Annotated in this window: 11 protein-coding genes; 4 read left to right on the top strand and 7 right to left on the bottom strand. The window is 34.0% G+C overall.

The annotated features are described in order from the left end of the window. Positions 1 to 65: 65 nt before the first annotated feature. Positions 66 to 593: a DUF7832 domain-containing protein gene (locus BW939_RS04840; RefSeq protein ID WP_228417134.1), complete on the bottom strand. Its 528-nt coding sequence runs from the start codon at positions 591 to 593 to the stop codon at positions 66 to 68. Between the two features lie 63 nt (positions 594 to 656). On the opposite strand from BW939_RS04840, the gene BW939_RS04835 reads away from it, so the two are divergent. The 3 genes from BW939_RS04835 to BW939_RS04825 all read left to right on the top strand — a co-directional run bounded on the left by BW939_RS04835 (position 657) and on the right by BW939_RS04825 (position 5,376). After that, positions 657 to 1,904 carry a CinA family nicotinamide mononucleotide deamidase-related protein gene (locus tag BW939_RS04835; protein ID WP_076450420.1) on the top strand — a complete coding sequence of 416 codons (1,248 nt, stop codon included), beginning with the start codon at positions 657 to 659 and terminating at the stop codon, positions 1,902 to 1,904. A 65-nt stretch (positions 1,905 to 1,969) separates the two neighbouring features. Then, entirely contained in the window at positions 1,970 to 4,006 is a 2,037-nt protein-coding gene (locus BW939_RS04830; RefSeq protein ID WP_076450418.1) for a M13 family metallopeptidase, read from the top strand. Positions 4,007 to 4,296: 290 nt separating this feature from the next. After that, positions 4,297 to 5,376 carry an endonuclease/exonuclease/phosphatase family protein gene (locus BW939_RS04825; protein ID WP_076450417.1) on the top strand — a complete coding sequence of 360 codons (1,080 nt, stop codon included), beginning with the start codon at positions 4,297 to 4,299 and terminating at the stop codon, positions 5,374 to 5,376. Positions 5,377 to 5,424: 48 nt separating this feature from the next. On the opposite strand, the gene BW939_RS04820 is transcribed toward BW939_RS04825, so the two are convergent. The 4 genes from BW939_RS04820 to dnaN all read right to left on the bottom strand — a co-directional run bounded on the left by BW939_RS04820 (position 5,425) and on the right by dnaN (position 11,826). Then, positions 5,425 to 5,835 carry an META domain-containing protein gene (locus BW939_RS04820; RefSeq protein ID WP_076450415.1) on the bottom strand — a complete coding sequence of 137 codons (411 nt, stop codon included), beginning with the start codon at positions 5,833 to 5,835 and terminating at the stop codon, positions 5,425 to 5,427. Between the two features lie 491 nt (positions 5,836 to 6,326). Further along, positions 6,327 to 7,730, bottom strand: a complete 1,404-nt coding sequence (locus BW939_RS04815) for an APC family permease (protein ID WP_076450413.1) — start codon at positions 7,728 to 7,730, stop codon at positions 6,327 to 6,329. A 100-nt stretch (positions 7,731 to 7,830) separates the two neighbouring features. Then, the gene (gene pheT / locus BW939_RS04810) at positions 7,831 to 10,233 is read right to left on the bottom strand and encodes a phenylalanine--tRNA ligase subunit beta (RefSeq protein WP_076450412.1); all 2,403 of its coding nucleotides are present in this window, start codon (positions 10,231 to 10,233) and stop codon (positions 7,831 to 7,833) included. Between the two features lie 462 nt (positions 10,234 to 10,695). After that, positions 10,696 to 11,826, bottom strand: a complete 1,131-nt coding sequence (gene dnaN, locus BW939_RS04805; RefSeq protein WP_076450410.1) for a DNA polymerase III subunit beta — start codon at positions 11,824 to 11,826, stop codon at positions 10,696 to 10,698. A gap of 170 nt (positions 11,827 to 11,996) precedes the next feature. On the opposite strand from dnaN, the gene BW939_RS04800 reads away from it, so the two are divergent. Beyond that, on the top strand, positions 11,997 to 12,353 hold the full coding sequence (locus tag BW939_RS04800) for a diacylglycerol kinase family protein (RefSeq protein ID WP_076450408.1): 357 nt from the start codon (positions 11,997 to 11,999) through the stop codon (positions 12,351 to 12,353). A gap of 60 nt (positions 12,354 to 12,413) precedes the next feature. On the opposite strand, the gene BW939_RS04795 is transcribed toward BW939_RS04800, so the two are convergent. Then, positions 12,414 to 12,806 carry a barstar family protein gene (locus tag BW939_RS04795; protein ID WP_076450407.1) on the bottom strand — a complete coding sequence of 131 codons (393 nt, stop codon included), beginning with the start codon at positions 12,804 to 12,806 and terminating at the stop codon, positions 12,414 to 12,416. Beyond that, positions 12,784 to 16,482 (bottom strand): phosphoribosylformylglycinamidine synthase, encoded by a 3,699-nt coding sequence (locus BW939_RS04790; protein ID WP_076450405.1) that lies wholly within the window; start codon positions 16,480 to 16,482, stop codon positions 12,784 to 12,786. Before BW939_RS04790 ends, BW939_RS04795 begins: the two co-directional genes overlap by 23 nt. Positions 16,483 to 16,543 lie beyond the last annotated feature (61 nt).

The following is a 16,543-nucleotide window of genomic DNA, read 5'->3' as shown; positions in this document are numbered from 1 at the left end:
GATTTAAGTTTTATTAAGAGAAAAATATTGATGATTGAAACCTCTTAGGTTTTTTGCGCATAATTTCAATTCAGATTTTTATATTCTTTCCATTCTAGAAAACGATGGTCAATAACCTGCTTCATCAAGTCATAGTTTTCGTAGGTATCTTCTATGTGATAAAAAGTTTCGTATTCAAAATCGTTTTCTTCGGCTATAGAATCAAAAATATTGATATAATCAGTAGCAAATGAGCTGAATTTATTTGCAAAATCAGTTTCGTCAACGTAATAATCTTTGGCGAAAGCATTTCCAAAATCATTCAATTCGTATTCTGTAAACTTTCCTTCCAGCTGATCTATCACGAAATCTGCTCCAGTGATTTCTCGTCTTTTTAAGCTTTCAATTTCATTTTCATAGTCTTCTTGAAGTTCTTTGGAATGGAAATTATGGTTAATGCACCAATTAAGAAACATCCCGGTGTGGGTTGCTCCGTTTTTTTTAGGAATTTCGTCAGAAAAATCTCCTCCATAATGCCAAGAAGCATCATCATATTTAGTCATAATCTTGGTAATAGTTGTAGACAGTAAAAAATCAAAGATATAAAAAATCATTTTCTTTTGTTCGCTAGAGAGATTTTCACGTCATTTGTACTAAATTTTTTCAAAATTAAAATCATGCAAAACGCAGTTCTTATCACGATAGGCGACGAAATTTTATCTGGAAATACAGTGGATACTAATTCAAATTTCATAGCCACTGAGCTTAAAAATATAGGAATCAGGGTGGTGCAAATTTTAACGATTTCAGACGAAATAGAAATCATTAAAAACACTTTGAAATTTGCCTTTGAATTGGGAGATTTAGTAATTACTACAGGCGGTTTGGGACCAACGAGAGATGATAAAACTAAAAAAGCAATTGCCGATTTTTTTAATGATGAAATTGCTTTGGATGATACTACCTTCGAACATCTTAAAGCTTACATGGAAAAACGCGGAAGAATAGAAATTCTCGAAAGAAATCGTGAGCAGGCTTTTGTTCCTACGAAATCTACAGTTTTTCAGAATCATTTTGGAACAGCGCCTTGTATGATGATGGAAGAAAACGGAAAAATCGTTTTTTGTCTTCCAGGAGTTCCTTATGAGGTAAAACCATTGATTAAAGATCAAATTATCCCTTATTTGAAGGAGAAATTTAGTTTAAATTATCTTACTACAAGAATTGTTTCTGTTGTAGGAATTCCCGAGAGTATTTTAGCAGATATGATTGAAGATTGGGAGTTGGCTTTGCCCGCGCACATTTCACTTTCTTATCTTCCGGTTGGCACTCGGGTAAAATTAAGAATTACAGCAAGTGGAGAAAACGAAACTATTTTACTGCAACAACTAGAAGATCAGATTCAAAAACTTTTACCTATAATAAAACCAAACGTAATCGCTACTTCAGAAGATAAAATTGCAAAAATTCTTGCTGAGATTTTAGGCGAGAAAAAACTCACATTATCAACTGCAGAAAGTTGTACAGGAGGTGAATTGGCAAGAATGATTACTTCAAATCCTGGAAGTTCAAGCTATTTTTTAGGCGGAATTATACCCTACGATACGCAGAAAAAAATTGATATTTTAAAGGTAAAAAAAGAAACTGTAAGCCAATACACTGTTGTAAGTGAAGAAGTGGCTTCGGAAATGGCTTCTGGTTGTCAGAATTTATTCAAGACAGATATTTCCCTTTCTACTACAGGAGTTGCTGGTCCCGGAAAAGGCGAAGACGGAAAAGATATTGGTTTGGTTTATTATTCTATAAAAGTTGGCGACAAAACACATACTTCAAAACTGTTTATGCCTCATCTTGAAAGGCTTGATTTCATGCATTTCGTATCACAGAAAGTAATTCAGGATCTGGTTTCAATTTTAATTTCTTAATAAATAATTCTTATTTTCAGTAACAATATTCAATCATAATATACTTATAGTACAAATTATAAAAAATGAAGAAACTCACTTTGTCATTAGTTCTTTTGACAGGAGCAGTTGCTCTGAATGCACAAAAAACGGTAAAAACTGTTGCAGAAAAAGGTCTTGAGCTAAATTATATGGATAAAAATGTTCGTCCACAAGATGACTTTTACAATTATGTAAACGGAAGCTGGATGAAAACTGCAAAAATCCCTTCAGATAAACCAACTTGGGGAAGTTTCAACAAATTGGCTGATGATACCGATAACAATTCTATGACGATTTTAAATTCTCTTTTGAAAGATAAATTTGCAGACGGAAGTGAAGGTAAAAAAATTCAGGATCTGTATGCGACATATATGAATATGGAGAAGAGAAACGCTGATGGGATAAAGCCTATTCAAGCCAATATCTCTAAAATTGATGCCATTAAAAACATTACAGATCTCCAGAATTATTTAGCATCTGTAACCAAAGAAGGTGAAAACAATTTCTACGGATGGGGCGTTGATTCTGATCTGAAAAATTCTAATATGAATGCAGTTTACCTTGGTAACGCTTCATTGGGTATGGGAAGAGATTATTACCAAAAAGTAGATGCCAAAAATACAGAAGCCCTCGCTGAATACGAAAAGTATGTTGCTTCTATGCTGAAAGAATTGGGCTACACCAACGCCGATGCTGCTGCAAAAGGAATTGTGGAGTATGAAAAAAGTATTGCAAAAAACTTGTTGACCAACGAACAAAGCCGAGACAACACCCTTCAGTATAATCCTAAAACGATGGCTGAGCTTAAAACTTTGGTGAAAAATGTAGATCTTCCTGCTTACCTCAAAAAAGTGGGTGTAAATACAGACAGGGTAATCATCAGTGAATTAGGTTATTATAAAAACTTTGACCAGCTCGTTAATGCTAAAACGCTTCCTGTAATTAAAGATTATCTGAAATTCCACATGATCAGCGGAAATGCATCTTATTTAAGCGAAAAACTGGGTAATACAAAATTTGCTTTCTATGGTAAATATTTAAGAGGTCAACAAGAGCAAAGAGCTTTAAACAAAAGAGGATTTGAATTAATTAACGGCTCATTAGGAGAAGCTTTCGGTAAATTATATGTTGAAAAATATTTTCCTGCTGAAGCAAAAGCTCAGATGGTGGAACTGATTGATTATTTAAAGAAAAGTTTCGTAGTACATATCAACGGATTGAGCTGGATGTCTTCTACAACGAAGGTAAAAGCTTTAGAAAAACTGAATAAGTTTACTGTAAAAGTTGCCTATCCTGATAAATGGAAAGATTATTCTAAATTGAATATCACCCCAGAATCTAAAGGCGGAAATCTTTACGCTAATCTTCAGAACATCGGAGAATGGCAATACAGCAAAGAGTTGGCAAAAATCGGTAAACCAGTTGACAAAACCGAATGGGGAATGACACCACAAACAGTGAATGCCTACTATAATCCTGTAAATAACGAAATCGTTTTCCCTGCTGCAATCCTTCAGCCTCCTTTCTTTAATCCTAATGCTGATGCTGCAGTTAATTTTGGTGGTATTGGTGCGGTAATCGGTCACGAAATAAGCCACGGATTTGATGATTCTGGTGCTCAGTTTGATGCTGACGGAAACTTGGTAGACTGGTGGACGCCAGAAGACAAAGCCAACTTCGAAAAAGCAACAAAAGCTCTGGCTGCTCAGTATGACAAGTATGAGCCTGTAAAAGGAACTTTCGTAAACGGAACTTTTACCAATGGTGAAAATATTGCAGATTTAGGTGGTGTAAATATTGCTTACGATGCATTGCAAATGTATCTGAAAGACAAAGGAAATCCTGGTACTATCAGCGGTTATACACAAGATCAGAGATTTTTCCTAAGCTGGGCAACCGTTTGGAGAACCTTATCAAGCGAAAAATACATGATCAACCAAGTGAAAACAGACCCGCACTCTCCGGGATATTTCAGAAGTTTTGCACCTTTAATGAATGTTGATGCTTTCTACAAGGCGTTCGACGTGAAAAAAGGAGACAAATTGTACAAAACTCCAGAAGAAAGAATTAAGATTTGGTAATAATATACCTAGTCGCTCAGAAATGGGCGGCTTTTTTTTATTAAGATTTAATTCGTTAGCAATTTGTAAGCTGTAGAATTTTTATTGAAAACTTAGATAATGTATTTCATTTAATAATCTAAACTTTGGCATAGAAGCTTGATAAGATCTGGAAGAGATAATAATTATCCGAAAAAAAATTGAGATAAGCTTTAGCCTTCAGAAATTGACTTCATATTTTTTTAAATGCTACGCGTTTTCTTTTGTTACTTTTTTAAATATATTTAAATTAGTACCTTGTTTGAATCATTATGTGGGAACTTTATTTAATTCTAAGTATTTTAATCATCCTATTTTCTGTATTACCAAAAATACCAAATACTCATTGGGTTTTCAGGGTGCCTGATTTTGGTAAAATTCAGATTTTTGTAATCGCAATACTTACTTTTGGATTAGGCTTTTTTCTTGAAAAAAATTTAAGCTGGACAATATTTCAGGCAATTCTGTTTCTTCTTATCATTTTCCACGGAATCGTCTTAATTAAATACACACCACTCTATTTTATTAAAGACCATAAGCCATCACATAAAGCTTCAAAATCAATTCAGTTTATTTCGGCAAATGTATATCAGTTTAATACCGATTTCAACCAATTCGTCAATCTTATTAATCATTGCAAACCAGATGTTTTTCTCACAATGGAAAGCCATTCTGATTGGGAAAACGCCTTGAAAATTCTTGAAAAAGAGTATCCGTTTCAACACAAGGTAACGTTAGAAAATACCTACGGAATGCACTTTTATTCTAAACTTGAAATTTCTGAGTCTAAAACACATTTTTTTGTCGCTGATGATATTCCCAGTATTGAAATTCATCTAAAAACTAAGGATGATTTTGAATTTGTATTTTTTGGAGTTCATCCACCGCCGCCAAGTCCCACGGAAGAAAAAACTTCAAAAGAAAGAGATGGCGATCTTTTAAGTACTGCCAAAAGAATTAAGGAAATTAAAAAACCCGTCATCGTTGTTGGCGATTTTAATAATGTGGCTTGGTCTAAGTCATCAATTCTATTTAGAAAAACAAGCGAATTGATTGATCCTAGAGTTGGGCGCGCTTTCATATCTACATTTCATGCTAAATACAGATTTTTAAGATTTCCAATTGATTTAATGTTTCATAGTGAAGAAATTTTTATTGATAGCTTAAAAACATTAGATAATTTCGGATCAGATCATCTGCCTGTGTATTGTGAATTTTCTATTGATTTGGTTAATGACAATCAAGAAGAAAGAATAGATACTGCCGATGCGGATGAAAAAGAGGAAGCAGAAGAAATGATTGAAGAAGGCAAAAAGGAAGACGGAGAGCGAGAAGCTGTAGTTACAGAATAAAAAAAAGCCTGATTTTAAATCAGGCTTTCCTATGATATTTTTGATATATTATTGAGCTTTATCAAATTTTAATAGCAACAAACCATCTTGGTAAAGTTCCAAGCTAGATTCTGTTACCACATACTTATTTACTTTTTGTAACGCGCCTAAAAAATTATTTTCTACGCTCATATTTTCACAAGCCATTTTTGTAGAACCTACACCAGAAGGAGTAAATGATCCAGATTCTGCATCTACAGCTACCGTTCCGAAAAATCTGTTGCAGCCACCGTTTCCGTTTATTTTCCCTGCTTCAATGTTTAATGTAGGCGTTGTACCTTTCACTTTATCTGCCAAAACCCATTTTGTATCGGAGATTGGCGCCTGCTCTTTTCCTACTTTTGAAGAAGAAGATTTACCCATAGATCCACACGAGACAATAATTGCAGCACCTAAAAGACTTAAGATATAGTTTTTCATTTTTAAATTTTATTAACTTCAAATTTAGGCAAAATATCCTATTTGCCCGAATTTAGTTCACTAAATAATCCTTAGTTTTTACTTCCAAAATGTATTCCAGAGTGTGAAGATTGCCTAGGAAATAATTTGACTTCTTAAAAAACCTCCGTCATATCATCCCGATATCGTTTACCATATAAAGCATCATTTTGTAAAATGCTCCCAATCTGCATCGTTTTTATGAAAGCGTTATATGCCTTATTACTAATGATATTGCTGCAAGATTTACCTAATTTTTTTCTAAGCTTATCTTTAAAATGCATTTCGTATTACATTTTTATATTTTGAATGGTAATCATTTTATTCGTAAAAGTGAGTGCACATTTGAAAGTCTACCTATTTTCTGTTCTTGATTATTCTTCTGCACTTCAGAAAATTCACACAAGGTGTTGTAATGAATTGGCATTTTTTCTGATATCAAAATAAACAATTTTCTCAAAAAATAAAAGATTTTATTTTCGAGAATTAATGATATAATAAATAGGAAGACCAATCAATACCAAAAGCAATCCCGGCCATGTGTATTGAGTTTTGAAATAGAGCAACAACGCACAAAATGCAGTACCAATTACTAAATAAATAAGCGGAGTAATAGGATATAGCCAAGTTTTATATGGTCTTTCGAGCTCCGGTTTTTTATATCTCAAATAAATAACTCCAAAAACAGTAATCATATAAAATAAAACGATGACAAAAGAGATCATGTCTAGTAAATTCCCGTATTGACCGCTTAGGCAAAGTACACTGGCCCATATACCTTGCATCCACAAAGCATTTTCCGGAACCTGGTTTTTATTATTTTCCGCAGCAGATTTAAAGAACATTCCGTCAAGTGACATGGTTTGAAAAACTCTAGCTCCAGACAAAATCAACCCGTTATTGCAACCGAAAGTAGAAATCATTACGAGTAAAGCAATAATTAATGTTCCCGTATTTCCAAAAATTGCCAATGCAGATGAAACCGCTACCCTATCATCTGTTGCAAAAGCAATTTCGTCTCTTGACAATGTAGAAATATAAACTAAATTTACTGCAAGATAAAGAACCATTACCGCAGAAGTACCGAAAATCATTGACCGAACAACATTCTTTTTTGGATTGTCTATTTCTCCGGAAACAAAAGTTACGTTTTCCCAAGCTACTGAACTGAAAACAGCACCCACCATAGCAGATGCAATTCCACCAAAGAGAGTCAATCCCGAAACAGATTTCCAGCCTGTTTGAAGAAAATTCCCTAAAGAATCTTTTTCTAAATTGCTGAAAGCTTTGAATCCGTATCCAAAATTTTCTGTAAGAAAACTGTTTTTCACAAGGAAGATTCCAGCAATGATAATTCCAATCAAAGCCAAAATTTTTGATCCTGTAAAAAGATTTTGTAAAAATTTTCCGCTTTCAACACCTTTGGTATTTATATAGGTGAGCAACATAATGACAACAATAGCTAAAATCTGAATATAAGTAATTTTAAACTCTCCCTGCTGAAAAATGGGTTGGGCATCATTAAGAGCAGGAACAAGATAAGCCGTAAATTTTCCGAAAGCTACTGCTACTGCAGCAATGGTTCCCGTTTGTATTACAGAAAAAAGTCCCCATCCATAGAGAAATCCTATCTTTTTCCCGAATATTTCTTTTAAATAAACATATTGTCCGCCTGCCTTAGGAAACATTGCCGACAGTTCGCCATAGCTTATTGCTGCTGCAATCGTCATTACCCCGGTAATAATCCAAACAAAAACAAGCCACCAACCGGACCCAAGATTCCGCATAATATCTGAGCTGACGATAAAAATCCCACTTCCGATCATTGATCCCATTACGAGCATTATAGCATCCCAAAGTTTTAGTTTTTTTTGCATGTAGTTTTGTAAAACGTAAATATAATTAAAAGTTGGATGTTTTTACATAAAAAAAGACCGTCCTCACGAACAGTCTTATATTTAAATCATAATTTTATTGCTAAGATCTTAATTCTGCATTGAATTCTTTTTGGAAAGCTTTAACCAAAGAATCCATTACTAATGCAATTTCCTTTTCTTCTAAGGTTTTTTCTTCATTCAACAGTTCAAAACTCATCGCATAAGATTTCTTGCCTTCTGGAAGATTTTTCCCTTCATAAACATCAAAAAGATTGATATTTTTGATGAACGGAGATTTATTATTTCTCGCAGTCTGGTAAAGATCCTGATAATTTACATTTTTATCAATCAACAAAGCCAAATCTCTTCTGATTTTATTAAATTTAGGAATATCTTTAAATTGAAGTGTGTTTTCGGATCTTAATTTTTGAGCCAATTCCAATTCTATTTCTGCGTAGAAGCATTCTTGGTCAATATCAAAATCTTTCAGCATTTGAGGAGCCACTTTCCCTATTCTTACTATAGTTTCTCCATTGGTATTATATTCTAAAGCATCAGAAAATCTTTCGTCAGAAGAAGCAATTTCTTGGTAATCAATCGCTAATTTTTCTAGCAAAACTTTTACATAAGCTTTCAAATTGTAAAAATCTGTTTTAGATTTTGGCTGAAGCCAGTTTTCGGCAACCTCTCTGCCAGAAACCAAGATTGCAAGCTGTTTTCTTTCCTGATACTTTTCTCTTTTATGATAAATTTTACCGAATTCGAAAAACTTAATATCCTGATTTTTTCTGTTTATATTGTAGAGTGCATTTTGTAAAAGCCCTTCCAACAAAGACTTTCTCATAAATGCTAAATCACCACTTAAAGGATTTAATAATCGTACAGCATCTGTTTCATCTTTTACCGAAGTTAAAGAATTGTTCATAACTTCATTAAAGCCTAAACTCTGAAGCGTTCTTGCCCAAGAATTTTCTAGCTCATCTTGATCTTTTGCATTCAGTTTTACAGGAGTAAACGAAATTTTTTGAGGAGCATCTATTTTGTTGTAGCCGTAAATTCTTAAAAGTTCTTCAATGATATCAATTTCTCTTGTTACATCTGCCCTATATGCAGGAACTGATACTTCAAAACCATTTTGAATTTCATTTAAAACCTGAATATCAAGTGCTTTTAAAATCTCTTTTACTTTTTCTCTATGAATTTTCGTTCCTAAAATCTGTTCGATTTTCGAGAATCTGATGATTACATAATGGTCTTTAATTTTATTTGGATATTCTTCAAGAATCTCTCCTACCAACTTACCTTCAGCCAATTCTGAGATAAGCTTAACGGCATGCGTAAGGGCAGTTCTTGTAATATTGGGGTCTACACCTCTTTCAAATCTAAAGGAAGCATCGGTATTCAAACCGTGAAATTTAGCCGCTTTTCTTACTGCAATTGGGTTGAAATAGGCACTTTCTAGAAAAATAGTGTTTGTATCTGCAGAAACTCCAGAATTTAAGCCTCCAAAAACCCCTGCAATACACAATGGAGTATCGTCTCCATCCTTGATTATAATTTCAGAACCATTTAAGGTTCGTTCAACGCCATCCAAAGTTGTGAATTTTGTTCCCTCTGCTACAGTTCCTACTTTTACTTTTTTGCCTACAATTTTATCAGCATCAAAAGCATGTAATGGCTGTCCGAAGCCGTGTAGAACGTAATTTGTAATATCAACAACATTATTGATTGGGCTAAGACCAATTGCTTTCAATCTGTTTTTCAACCATGCTGGCGATTCTGCAACTTTCACATTTTCTATCACTGCACCAATATATCTTGGTGTAAGATCTGTATTTTCAACTTCAAGAGAAAAATTGTGTGAACCTTCATTATTTAAAACTTCTGAAGAAACTTTATTAAATTCCGACTTTTGCTGGTTGGTTGAAAGATAGGCAAAAAGATCTCTTGCAACACCATAATGCGACATTGCGTCTGTTCTATTCGGCGTTAAACCAATTTCAAAAACTTCATCATTTGAAAGATCAAAATATTCTGCAAACTTCTTTCCTACTTCAAATTTTGTTTCATCTAACACCATGATGCCACCGTGGTCTTCACTCAATCCCAACTCGTCTTCTGCGCAAATCATTCCTTGCGAAACTTCACCACGAATTTTCGCTTCTTTTATTTCAAAAAAAGCTCCATCTTTACTGTAGATTTTCGTTCCAATAACTGCTACAGGAACTGTTTGACCTTCAGCAACATTGGGTGCACCACAAACGATATTCAAAATTTTTCCTGTACCAATGTCAACCGTAGTTTTGTTGAGTTTATCAGCATTAGGATGCTTTTCGCAAGTCAAAACTTTTCCTACTACAATCCCTTCTAGGCTACCTTTGATACTTTCAAATTTTTCTATTCCTTCAACTTCAAGACCTATATCGGTAAGAAATTCACCGATTCTTTCGGTTTTAATATCTGTTTTGATAAAATCTTTTAGCCAGTTATTTGATATTTTCATTAATTATTTTTTGAAAATTTTATTTGAATTTTTCTATGTGCAAATGTCGTGTTTTTTTGATAAACAAAGAAATTTCTAGAGCCCTACACAGTTCCAAATTTGTAAATTTCTTTCTCCGAAGTTGATTTTTTGAATTTCTTAAGATTTGTGAGAATAAGGAACTATAATTTTAAATATATATTTTGATTTTAGATACTTCCATTCAAAATTAGCACTACGTAAAAAATTTACTCTAAAGATTCTACACCACCACAATTACAATAATTTCCCTGATTAAATCTTTAAAAATTGAGACAATCGCTGTCTGTTGCCTCCTATAATAATCTGATAACTTATTACAACTTCAATTTAGTAATTCCTACTTTTAGTAGATTTTTTTGCCTTAGAAACAATATTGTTACTATCAATAATGCATAAAAAAAGGTTACGAAATCATAACCTTTTTTTATTACTAAATTAATCTTACAAACCTATTACTGGCATTGAGAGCATTAAAATATTTTCATTCTCTTCCAAACCATCCAATGGCTCTATGATTCCTGGTCTGTTTGGTTGAGACATTTTCATTGTAATATCATCTGCACTTAAGATACCAAGCATTTCTGTTAAAAATTTAGAACTAAAACCAATATTAATATCTTCACCATTGTAATCGCAAGGAATTTGCATATCTGCTTTGTTTGCGTATTCTGTGTCTTCTGCGTGTAAGTGTAAAATATTTCCAGAAAGCTTAAATCTAACTTGATTGGTAGATTTATTTGACATAATTGAAGCTCTTTTGATTGCACTTAACAAAAGACTTCTGTTGATTGTCAAGAGATTTGGGTTTTCTTTCGGGATTACAGCTGTATAGTTAGGGTATTTTCCGTCAATCAATCTACAAATCCAAATATTTTTATCAAAAGTAAATTTAGCCATATTATCATTAAATTCTATGATAACATCCATATTTGAATTTGCTAAAATATTCTTAAATATATTCAAGGGTTTTTTAGGCATAATAAATTCCATTGGCTCAGCATTGATCAAATCTGTTCTTTTGTAAACAACTAATCTATGAGAATCTGTAGAGACAAAATTCGTTTCATTTTCCCCAAACTGGAATAAAACCCCTGTCATTACCGGACGAAGAGAATCATTACTTGTTGCAAAAAGGGTGTTATTTAAAGCTTCAGATAAAACTCCTGATGGAATAGTAACAGTTTGAGCAGCATCAAATTCCGGAAGTTCAGGATAATCATCTGCATGATCTAGTGCCACAGCAAAATTATCTTTTTCGTCTAAAATTTCAAGAAGACTTCCCGTTCCTTCTGCATTGTCTTTTATAACAAAAGTAAGCGGTTGTTCGCCATAAGTTTTAATAAAATCTTGAAAAATCTTCGCAGGCACAGCAAATTTCCCTACGTCGTCTGATTTTACTTCAAGCGATGTTACCAATGTTGTTTCACCATCTGATGCAGTAATGGTAACATTGTTTTCGTTTAGTTCGAAAAGGTAATTTTCTAATATCGGTCTCGATTGAGAACTTGAAATCACTCCACTTACTGTTTGTAAAGCTTTCTGCAATTCGCCACTTGAAATAATAAATTTCATAGATTTAAAAATAAGTTTTTACAAATATAACAAATTGAAAATACATGGAAAAGAATAATCCTGTGAGTTATTAACATACATCAAAATAAAATTTAACTTTGAGGCTAAACAATTGATGTTTGATATTTTTGGCGACTCTACTTTATTTCTAATAAAAAAAAATCTAATTAATGCGCAAACCAGCATTACATAAAAGTTTAATAAATGCTTTCCGAGGTGTTTTTCTAATGCTTAAATTTGAACGAAATTTTCAAATCGAGGTTGTGGCTTTGCTAATGAATATTTTTTTAATTTTTTATCTGAAAATTTCTAATCTTGATACAATTCTCATTCTTATTGTTTGTTTTCTTGTTTTGAGCGCTGAAGCTTTTAATACAGCTATCGAAAAAATTTGCGACATCATTCAGCCAGAGTTCGATAAGAGAATTGGTTTTATTAAAGATGTTTCGGCCGGTGCAGTTATTTTAACAGCAATCCTCTCAATGATGGTGGGGATTTTTGTGTATTGGAAATATATTTTTGAATAATTGTTCTGCAGATTATCACAGATATTTATGCTATTATGCTAAAAATACTTAGTTTATAAATCACTTTAAAATCAACCTTATATTTTGATGTGATTCTATAATCTCAAACAATATATCAAATAAAGTCGGTCCGTTTCCCTTCACCAGTTCATCCAGTTTTTGTTGAATCAAATCAATATTAAAAGGTTTTCCTTGCTTGATTTTATTTTGATAAAATTCTTTGGTTGCTTCAAAGCCCAAATCTTGTTTAGATTTCTCAGAATCTTTCCAAATAATCTCCCCCTGAAATCCATAAAGAATATCATCAAAACCATCTAGCGTGCCCAATTTCCAGCCTGCGCCTTCCATCAAGATTGCTGAAACTTCTTCGTAGAATCCAGACAAATCAGAAAAAAGGCTGCCATTGATGACAGCCGATTTTATGTTATTTTTATTTGAAGTATTCGACTCCATTTTTGAAGATGTTATGATAATTCGCTGTCGGAATATTTTTCATCAAACCTTCTGCAAAACGTTCAGGATGTCCCATTCTACCATAAATTTTTCCACACGGACTTGTGATTCCTTCAATTCCGAATAATGAATTATTTGGATTAAACGGCATTCCGTGAGCGATGTTTCCATCTAAATCTAAATATTGAGTAGCAATCTGTCCGTTTTCATACAACTTCTGAATTTCCGCTTCCGAAGCCATAAATCGACCTTCACCGTGAGAAATTGGAATCGTATAAACTTGATCTTTCATTCCTTTCAGCCAAGGTGATTCGTCATTCAGAACCTTCACATTCACCATTTGAGAAATATGTCTTCTGATGGCATTGTGAGCTAAGGTCGGAGAATTTTCATCCAAGTCCTTAATTCTTCCGTAAGGCAACAATCCTGACTTCACCAAAGCCTGGAAACCGTTACAGATTCCAATGATCATTCCGTCTCTATCTAGCAATTCGTGAACGGCATTTCTCATCTTTTCGTTCTTCAAAACATTCACAATAAACTTAGCAGAACCGTCTGGTTCGTCACCCGCAGAAAACCCTCCGGAGAATGCTAAAATCTGAGACTGTTTAATTTCTTCTACCCAAGCGTTGATGCTTTCGTCCAGCAGTTGATGATTGATATTAATCAAAGGCAAACTACTAACAACGGCACCTTCTTTTTGGAATGCATTCAGCGTATCGTATTCGCAATTTGTTCCCGGGAAGATTGGTGCAAAAACTCTAGGCTGAGCAAGACCGTGTTTCTTAATAATGATATTTCTTGGGTTAATTGAGTTCAATTTTGAATCCAATTCAACCACTATTTTTTCTTTTTCAACCGTTGAGAAAAGGTTTTCAAACGTTTTTGTATTGGCTTCAAGTAATTTTTCGATTTTAAAATCTAAATTACTGATTTTCAAATAATCAGAATTTTTAACTTCACCTATTAATTGAAGTTGATTAATACTTAAGTTTTCTGTTGCTTCGATGATAAAACTTCCGATATTTTTAGCCAATAAAACGTTCTCATCAGCCCTATTTATTTCAGCTCCCAATCTGTTACCGAAACTCATTTTTGCTAAAGCAACTGCAACGCCTCCTTCTTTCACAGTCTTCACTGAAACTATTTTTCCAGCTTTGATATTTTCGAAAATCAATTCAAAAACAGCCTTCAGATTTTCGTAATTTGGAAGTCCGTTTTCCTGTGGAATATGATTGAAGAAATACAGTTTATTTCCTGCTTGTTTAAATTCTGGAGATATCACATTTTTCTTTTCTCCATTAGCACAAGCGAAAGAAATCAACGTTGGCGGAACATTCAAATCCTGATACGTACCACTCATTGAATCTTTACCTCCGATGGCAGCCAAACCAAGATTAATCTGTGCATCATAAGCTCCCAAAAGAGAAGCTAATGGCTTGCCCCATTTCTCAGGATTCTGACCTAATTTCTCAAAATACTCCTGAAAACTAAGTCTAATATTTTTATAATCGCCACCCATCGCCACGATTTTAGCAACGCTTTCTACAACGGCATAAGAAGCGCCCAATAATGAGTTTTGCTTTGAAATTTCGGCATCAAATCCCCAACTGGCAAAAGAAACCGTTTCAACATCTTTTGCACCTAAAATAGGCAGAGTTTGAGCGCTTCCTTCCATCAAAGTCTGCTGGTATTTTCCACCCAAAGGCATCGCAACCGTAGTGGCACCGATAGAAGAATCAAACATTTCCAACAAACCTTTTTGAGAAGCAACGTTTTTGTCGCTTAAAATTTTCAGGAAATTCTCTTCATTAAAAGTCTGAGTTTCGTCTTTTACTTCATTGAGATGTGTAATCTTAACTTCCTGACTTTTAGAACAGCCATTAGTATCAAGAAATTCTCTTGAAAGATCAACAATCTTATCACCTTTCCAGAACATCTGCATTCTTCCTGAATCTGTCACTTTTGCCACTTCAACAGCGACAATGTTCTCAGCTTCACAGAATTTGATAAACTGCTCTTTATCTTTTGGTTCAACCACAACCGCCATTCTTTCCTGAGATTCAGAAATAGCAAGCTCAGTTCCGTTCAAACCTTCGTATTTTAATGGTAAAACATCTAGATTAACTTCCAAAGAATCAGCGATTTCACCGATGGCTACAGAAACTCCACCCGCTCCGAAATCATTAGACTTTTTAATCAATCTCGTCACTTCAGGATTTCTGAATAACCTCTGAATTTTACGTTCTTCAACTGCATTTCCTTTCTGAACCTCAGAACTCATCGTGTGTATAGAAGTTTCGTCCTGCTCTTTAGAACTTCCGCTTGCTCCGCCAACACCGTCACGACCAGTTGCTCCACCTAAAATGATGATAGAATCGCCAGCTTCAGGCTTTTCGCGTCTTACCCAATCTACAGGAACAGCGCCGGTTACAAAACCAACTTCCATTCTTTTTGCTTTGTAGCCTTCATCGTAAATTTCGGAAACCATTGTAGTTGCCAAACCGATTTGGTTACCGTAAGAAGAGTATCCGTTTGCAGCCTGTTTTGTGATTGTTTTTTGAGGTAATTTCCCTGGTAAAGTTTGGTCAACCGGCTCCAACACATCTGCAGCGCCCGTTAATCTCATTGCTTGGAAAACAAAAGAACGCCCAGATAAAGGATCTCTAATTGCGCCACCTAAACAAGTTGAAGCACCACCGAAAGGTTCAATTTCTGTTGGGTGATTGTGTGTTTCGTTTTTGAATAATAAATACCAAGGTTCTTTTTTACCATCGTATTCAGCTTCAATTTGAATGGTACAAGCGTTGATCTCGTCAGAAACCACCAAATTTTCTAAGTTGCCTGTTTTATGGAAATATCTTGCGCAAACAGTCGCCAGATCCATCAAAGAAATGGGTTTCAATTCGCGTCCTAAGAATTTTCTTTTTTCGATATAATCATTGAAAATAGTTTCCAATGTATGTTTAAATTGTCCTTCAAATTCGATATTTGACAACTCTGTTTCAAACGTTGTGTGACGGCAGTGGTCACTCCAATAGGTGTCTAAAACTTTTAATTCAGTTTCGGTAGGATTTCTTTTTTCAGTTCTAAAATATTCCTGAATAAATTTCAAATCATCCAATCCTAATGCAAAACCGTGATTATTAAAGAATTCTTCAAGCTGAGCATCATCAAAATTGATAAAACCTTCGTGAATAATCACTTTTGACGGTGTTTCTTCCGCAGGAATATTTAAAGTTGATAAATCTTTCTCCTGAGATTCTACTTTATTGATGAGAAGGTCTTTAATTTTACCTAAATCAGATTCAGAAACTCCTTCGAATTCGATAAGCTTACCACTTCTTACTTTAGGTTTCTCATTTCCAGTGAGTAAAGCGATACATTGCTGCGCAGAATCGGCACGCTGGTCGTATTGTCCAGGAAGAAATTCTAATGCAAAATAAATTCCTTTTGCAGGATTTTCTTCGATTAAAATATCGGTAACTGGGTCAACGAAAGTGCTGTTAACTACCTTTTCAAACTCGCCGTCATTCAAATTGAAAATATCGTACACATTGTACACTTTTACGCTTTGGATAGATGGAACCACCGCTTTTACTTCATCAAAAATTTTAGGACTTTCTACATCGAAAATTCCTCTTTTTTCTACGAAAATTCTTTTGTTTTGAGACATTAGATGTCAGATATTTATTAGATTTATTTTTAATTTCAAAGCAAATTTTTTGAATTTGCAA

It is taken from the genome of Chryseobacterium piscicola (genome assembly GCF_900156685.1).
Classification (GTDB): Bacteria; Bacteroidota; Bacteroidia; order Flavobacteriales; family Weeksellaceae; genus Chryseobacterium; species Chryseobacterium piscicola.
The sequence above is the reverse complement of the archived record's forward strand: the minus strand, read 5'-3'. Positions and strand labels throughout refer to the sequence as shown.

Coding starts and splice junctions, on each gene's coding strand:
- BW939_RS04840 (WP_228417134.1), bottom strand. CDS start 593: ATGATTTTTTATATCTTTGATTTTTTACTGTCTACAACTATTACCAAG.
- BW939_RS04830 (WP_076450418.1), top strand. CDS start 1,970: ATGAAGAAACTCACTTTGTCATTAGTTCTTTTGACAGGAGCAGTTGCT.
- BW939_RS04825 (WP_076450417.1), top strand. CDS start 4,297: ATGTGGGAACTTTATTTAATTCTAAGTATTTTAATCATCCTATTTTCT.
- BW939_RS04820 (WP_076450415.1), bottom strand. CDS start 5,835: ATGAAAAACTATATCTTAAGTCTTTTAGGTGCTGCAATTATTGTCTCG.
- BW939_RS04795 (WP_076450407.1), bottom strand. CDS start 12,806: ATGGAGTCGAATACTTCAAATAAAAATAACATAAAATCGGCTGTCATC.
- pheT (WP_076450412.1), bottom strand. CDS start 10,233: ATGAAAATATCAAATAACTGGCTAAAAGATTTTATCAAAACAGATATT.
- BW939_RS04835 (WP_076450420.1), top strand. CDS start 657: ATGCAAAACGCAGTTCTTATCACGATAGGCGACGAAATTTTATCTGGA.
- dnaN (WP_076450410.1), bottom strand. CDS start 11,826: ATGAAATTTATTATTTCAAGTGGCGAATTGCAGAAAGCTTTACAAACA.
- BW939_RS04800 (WP_076450408.1), top strand. CDS start 11,997: ATGCGCAAACCAGCATTACATAAAAGTTTAATAAATGCTTTCCGAGGT.
- BW939_RS04815 (WP_076450413.1), bottom strand. CDS start 7,730: ATGCAAAAAAAACTAAAACTTTGGGATGCTATAATGCTCGTAATGGGA.
- BW939_RS04790 (WP_076450405.1), bottom strand. CDS start 16,482: ATGTCTCAAAACAAAAGAATTTTCGTAGAAAAAAGAGGAATTTTCGAT.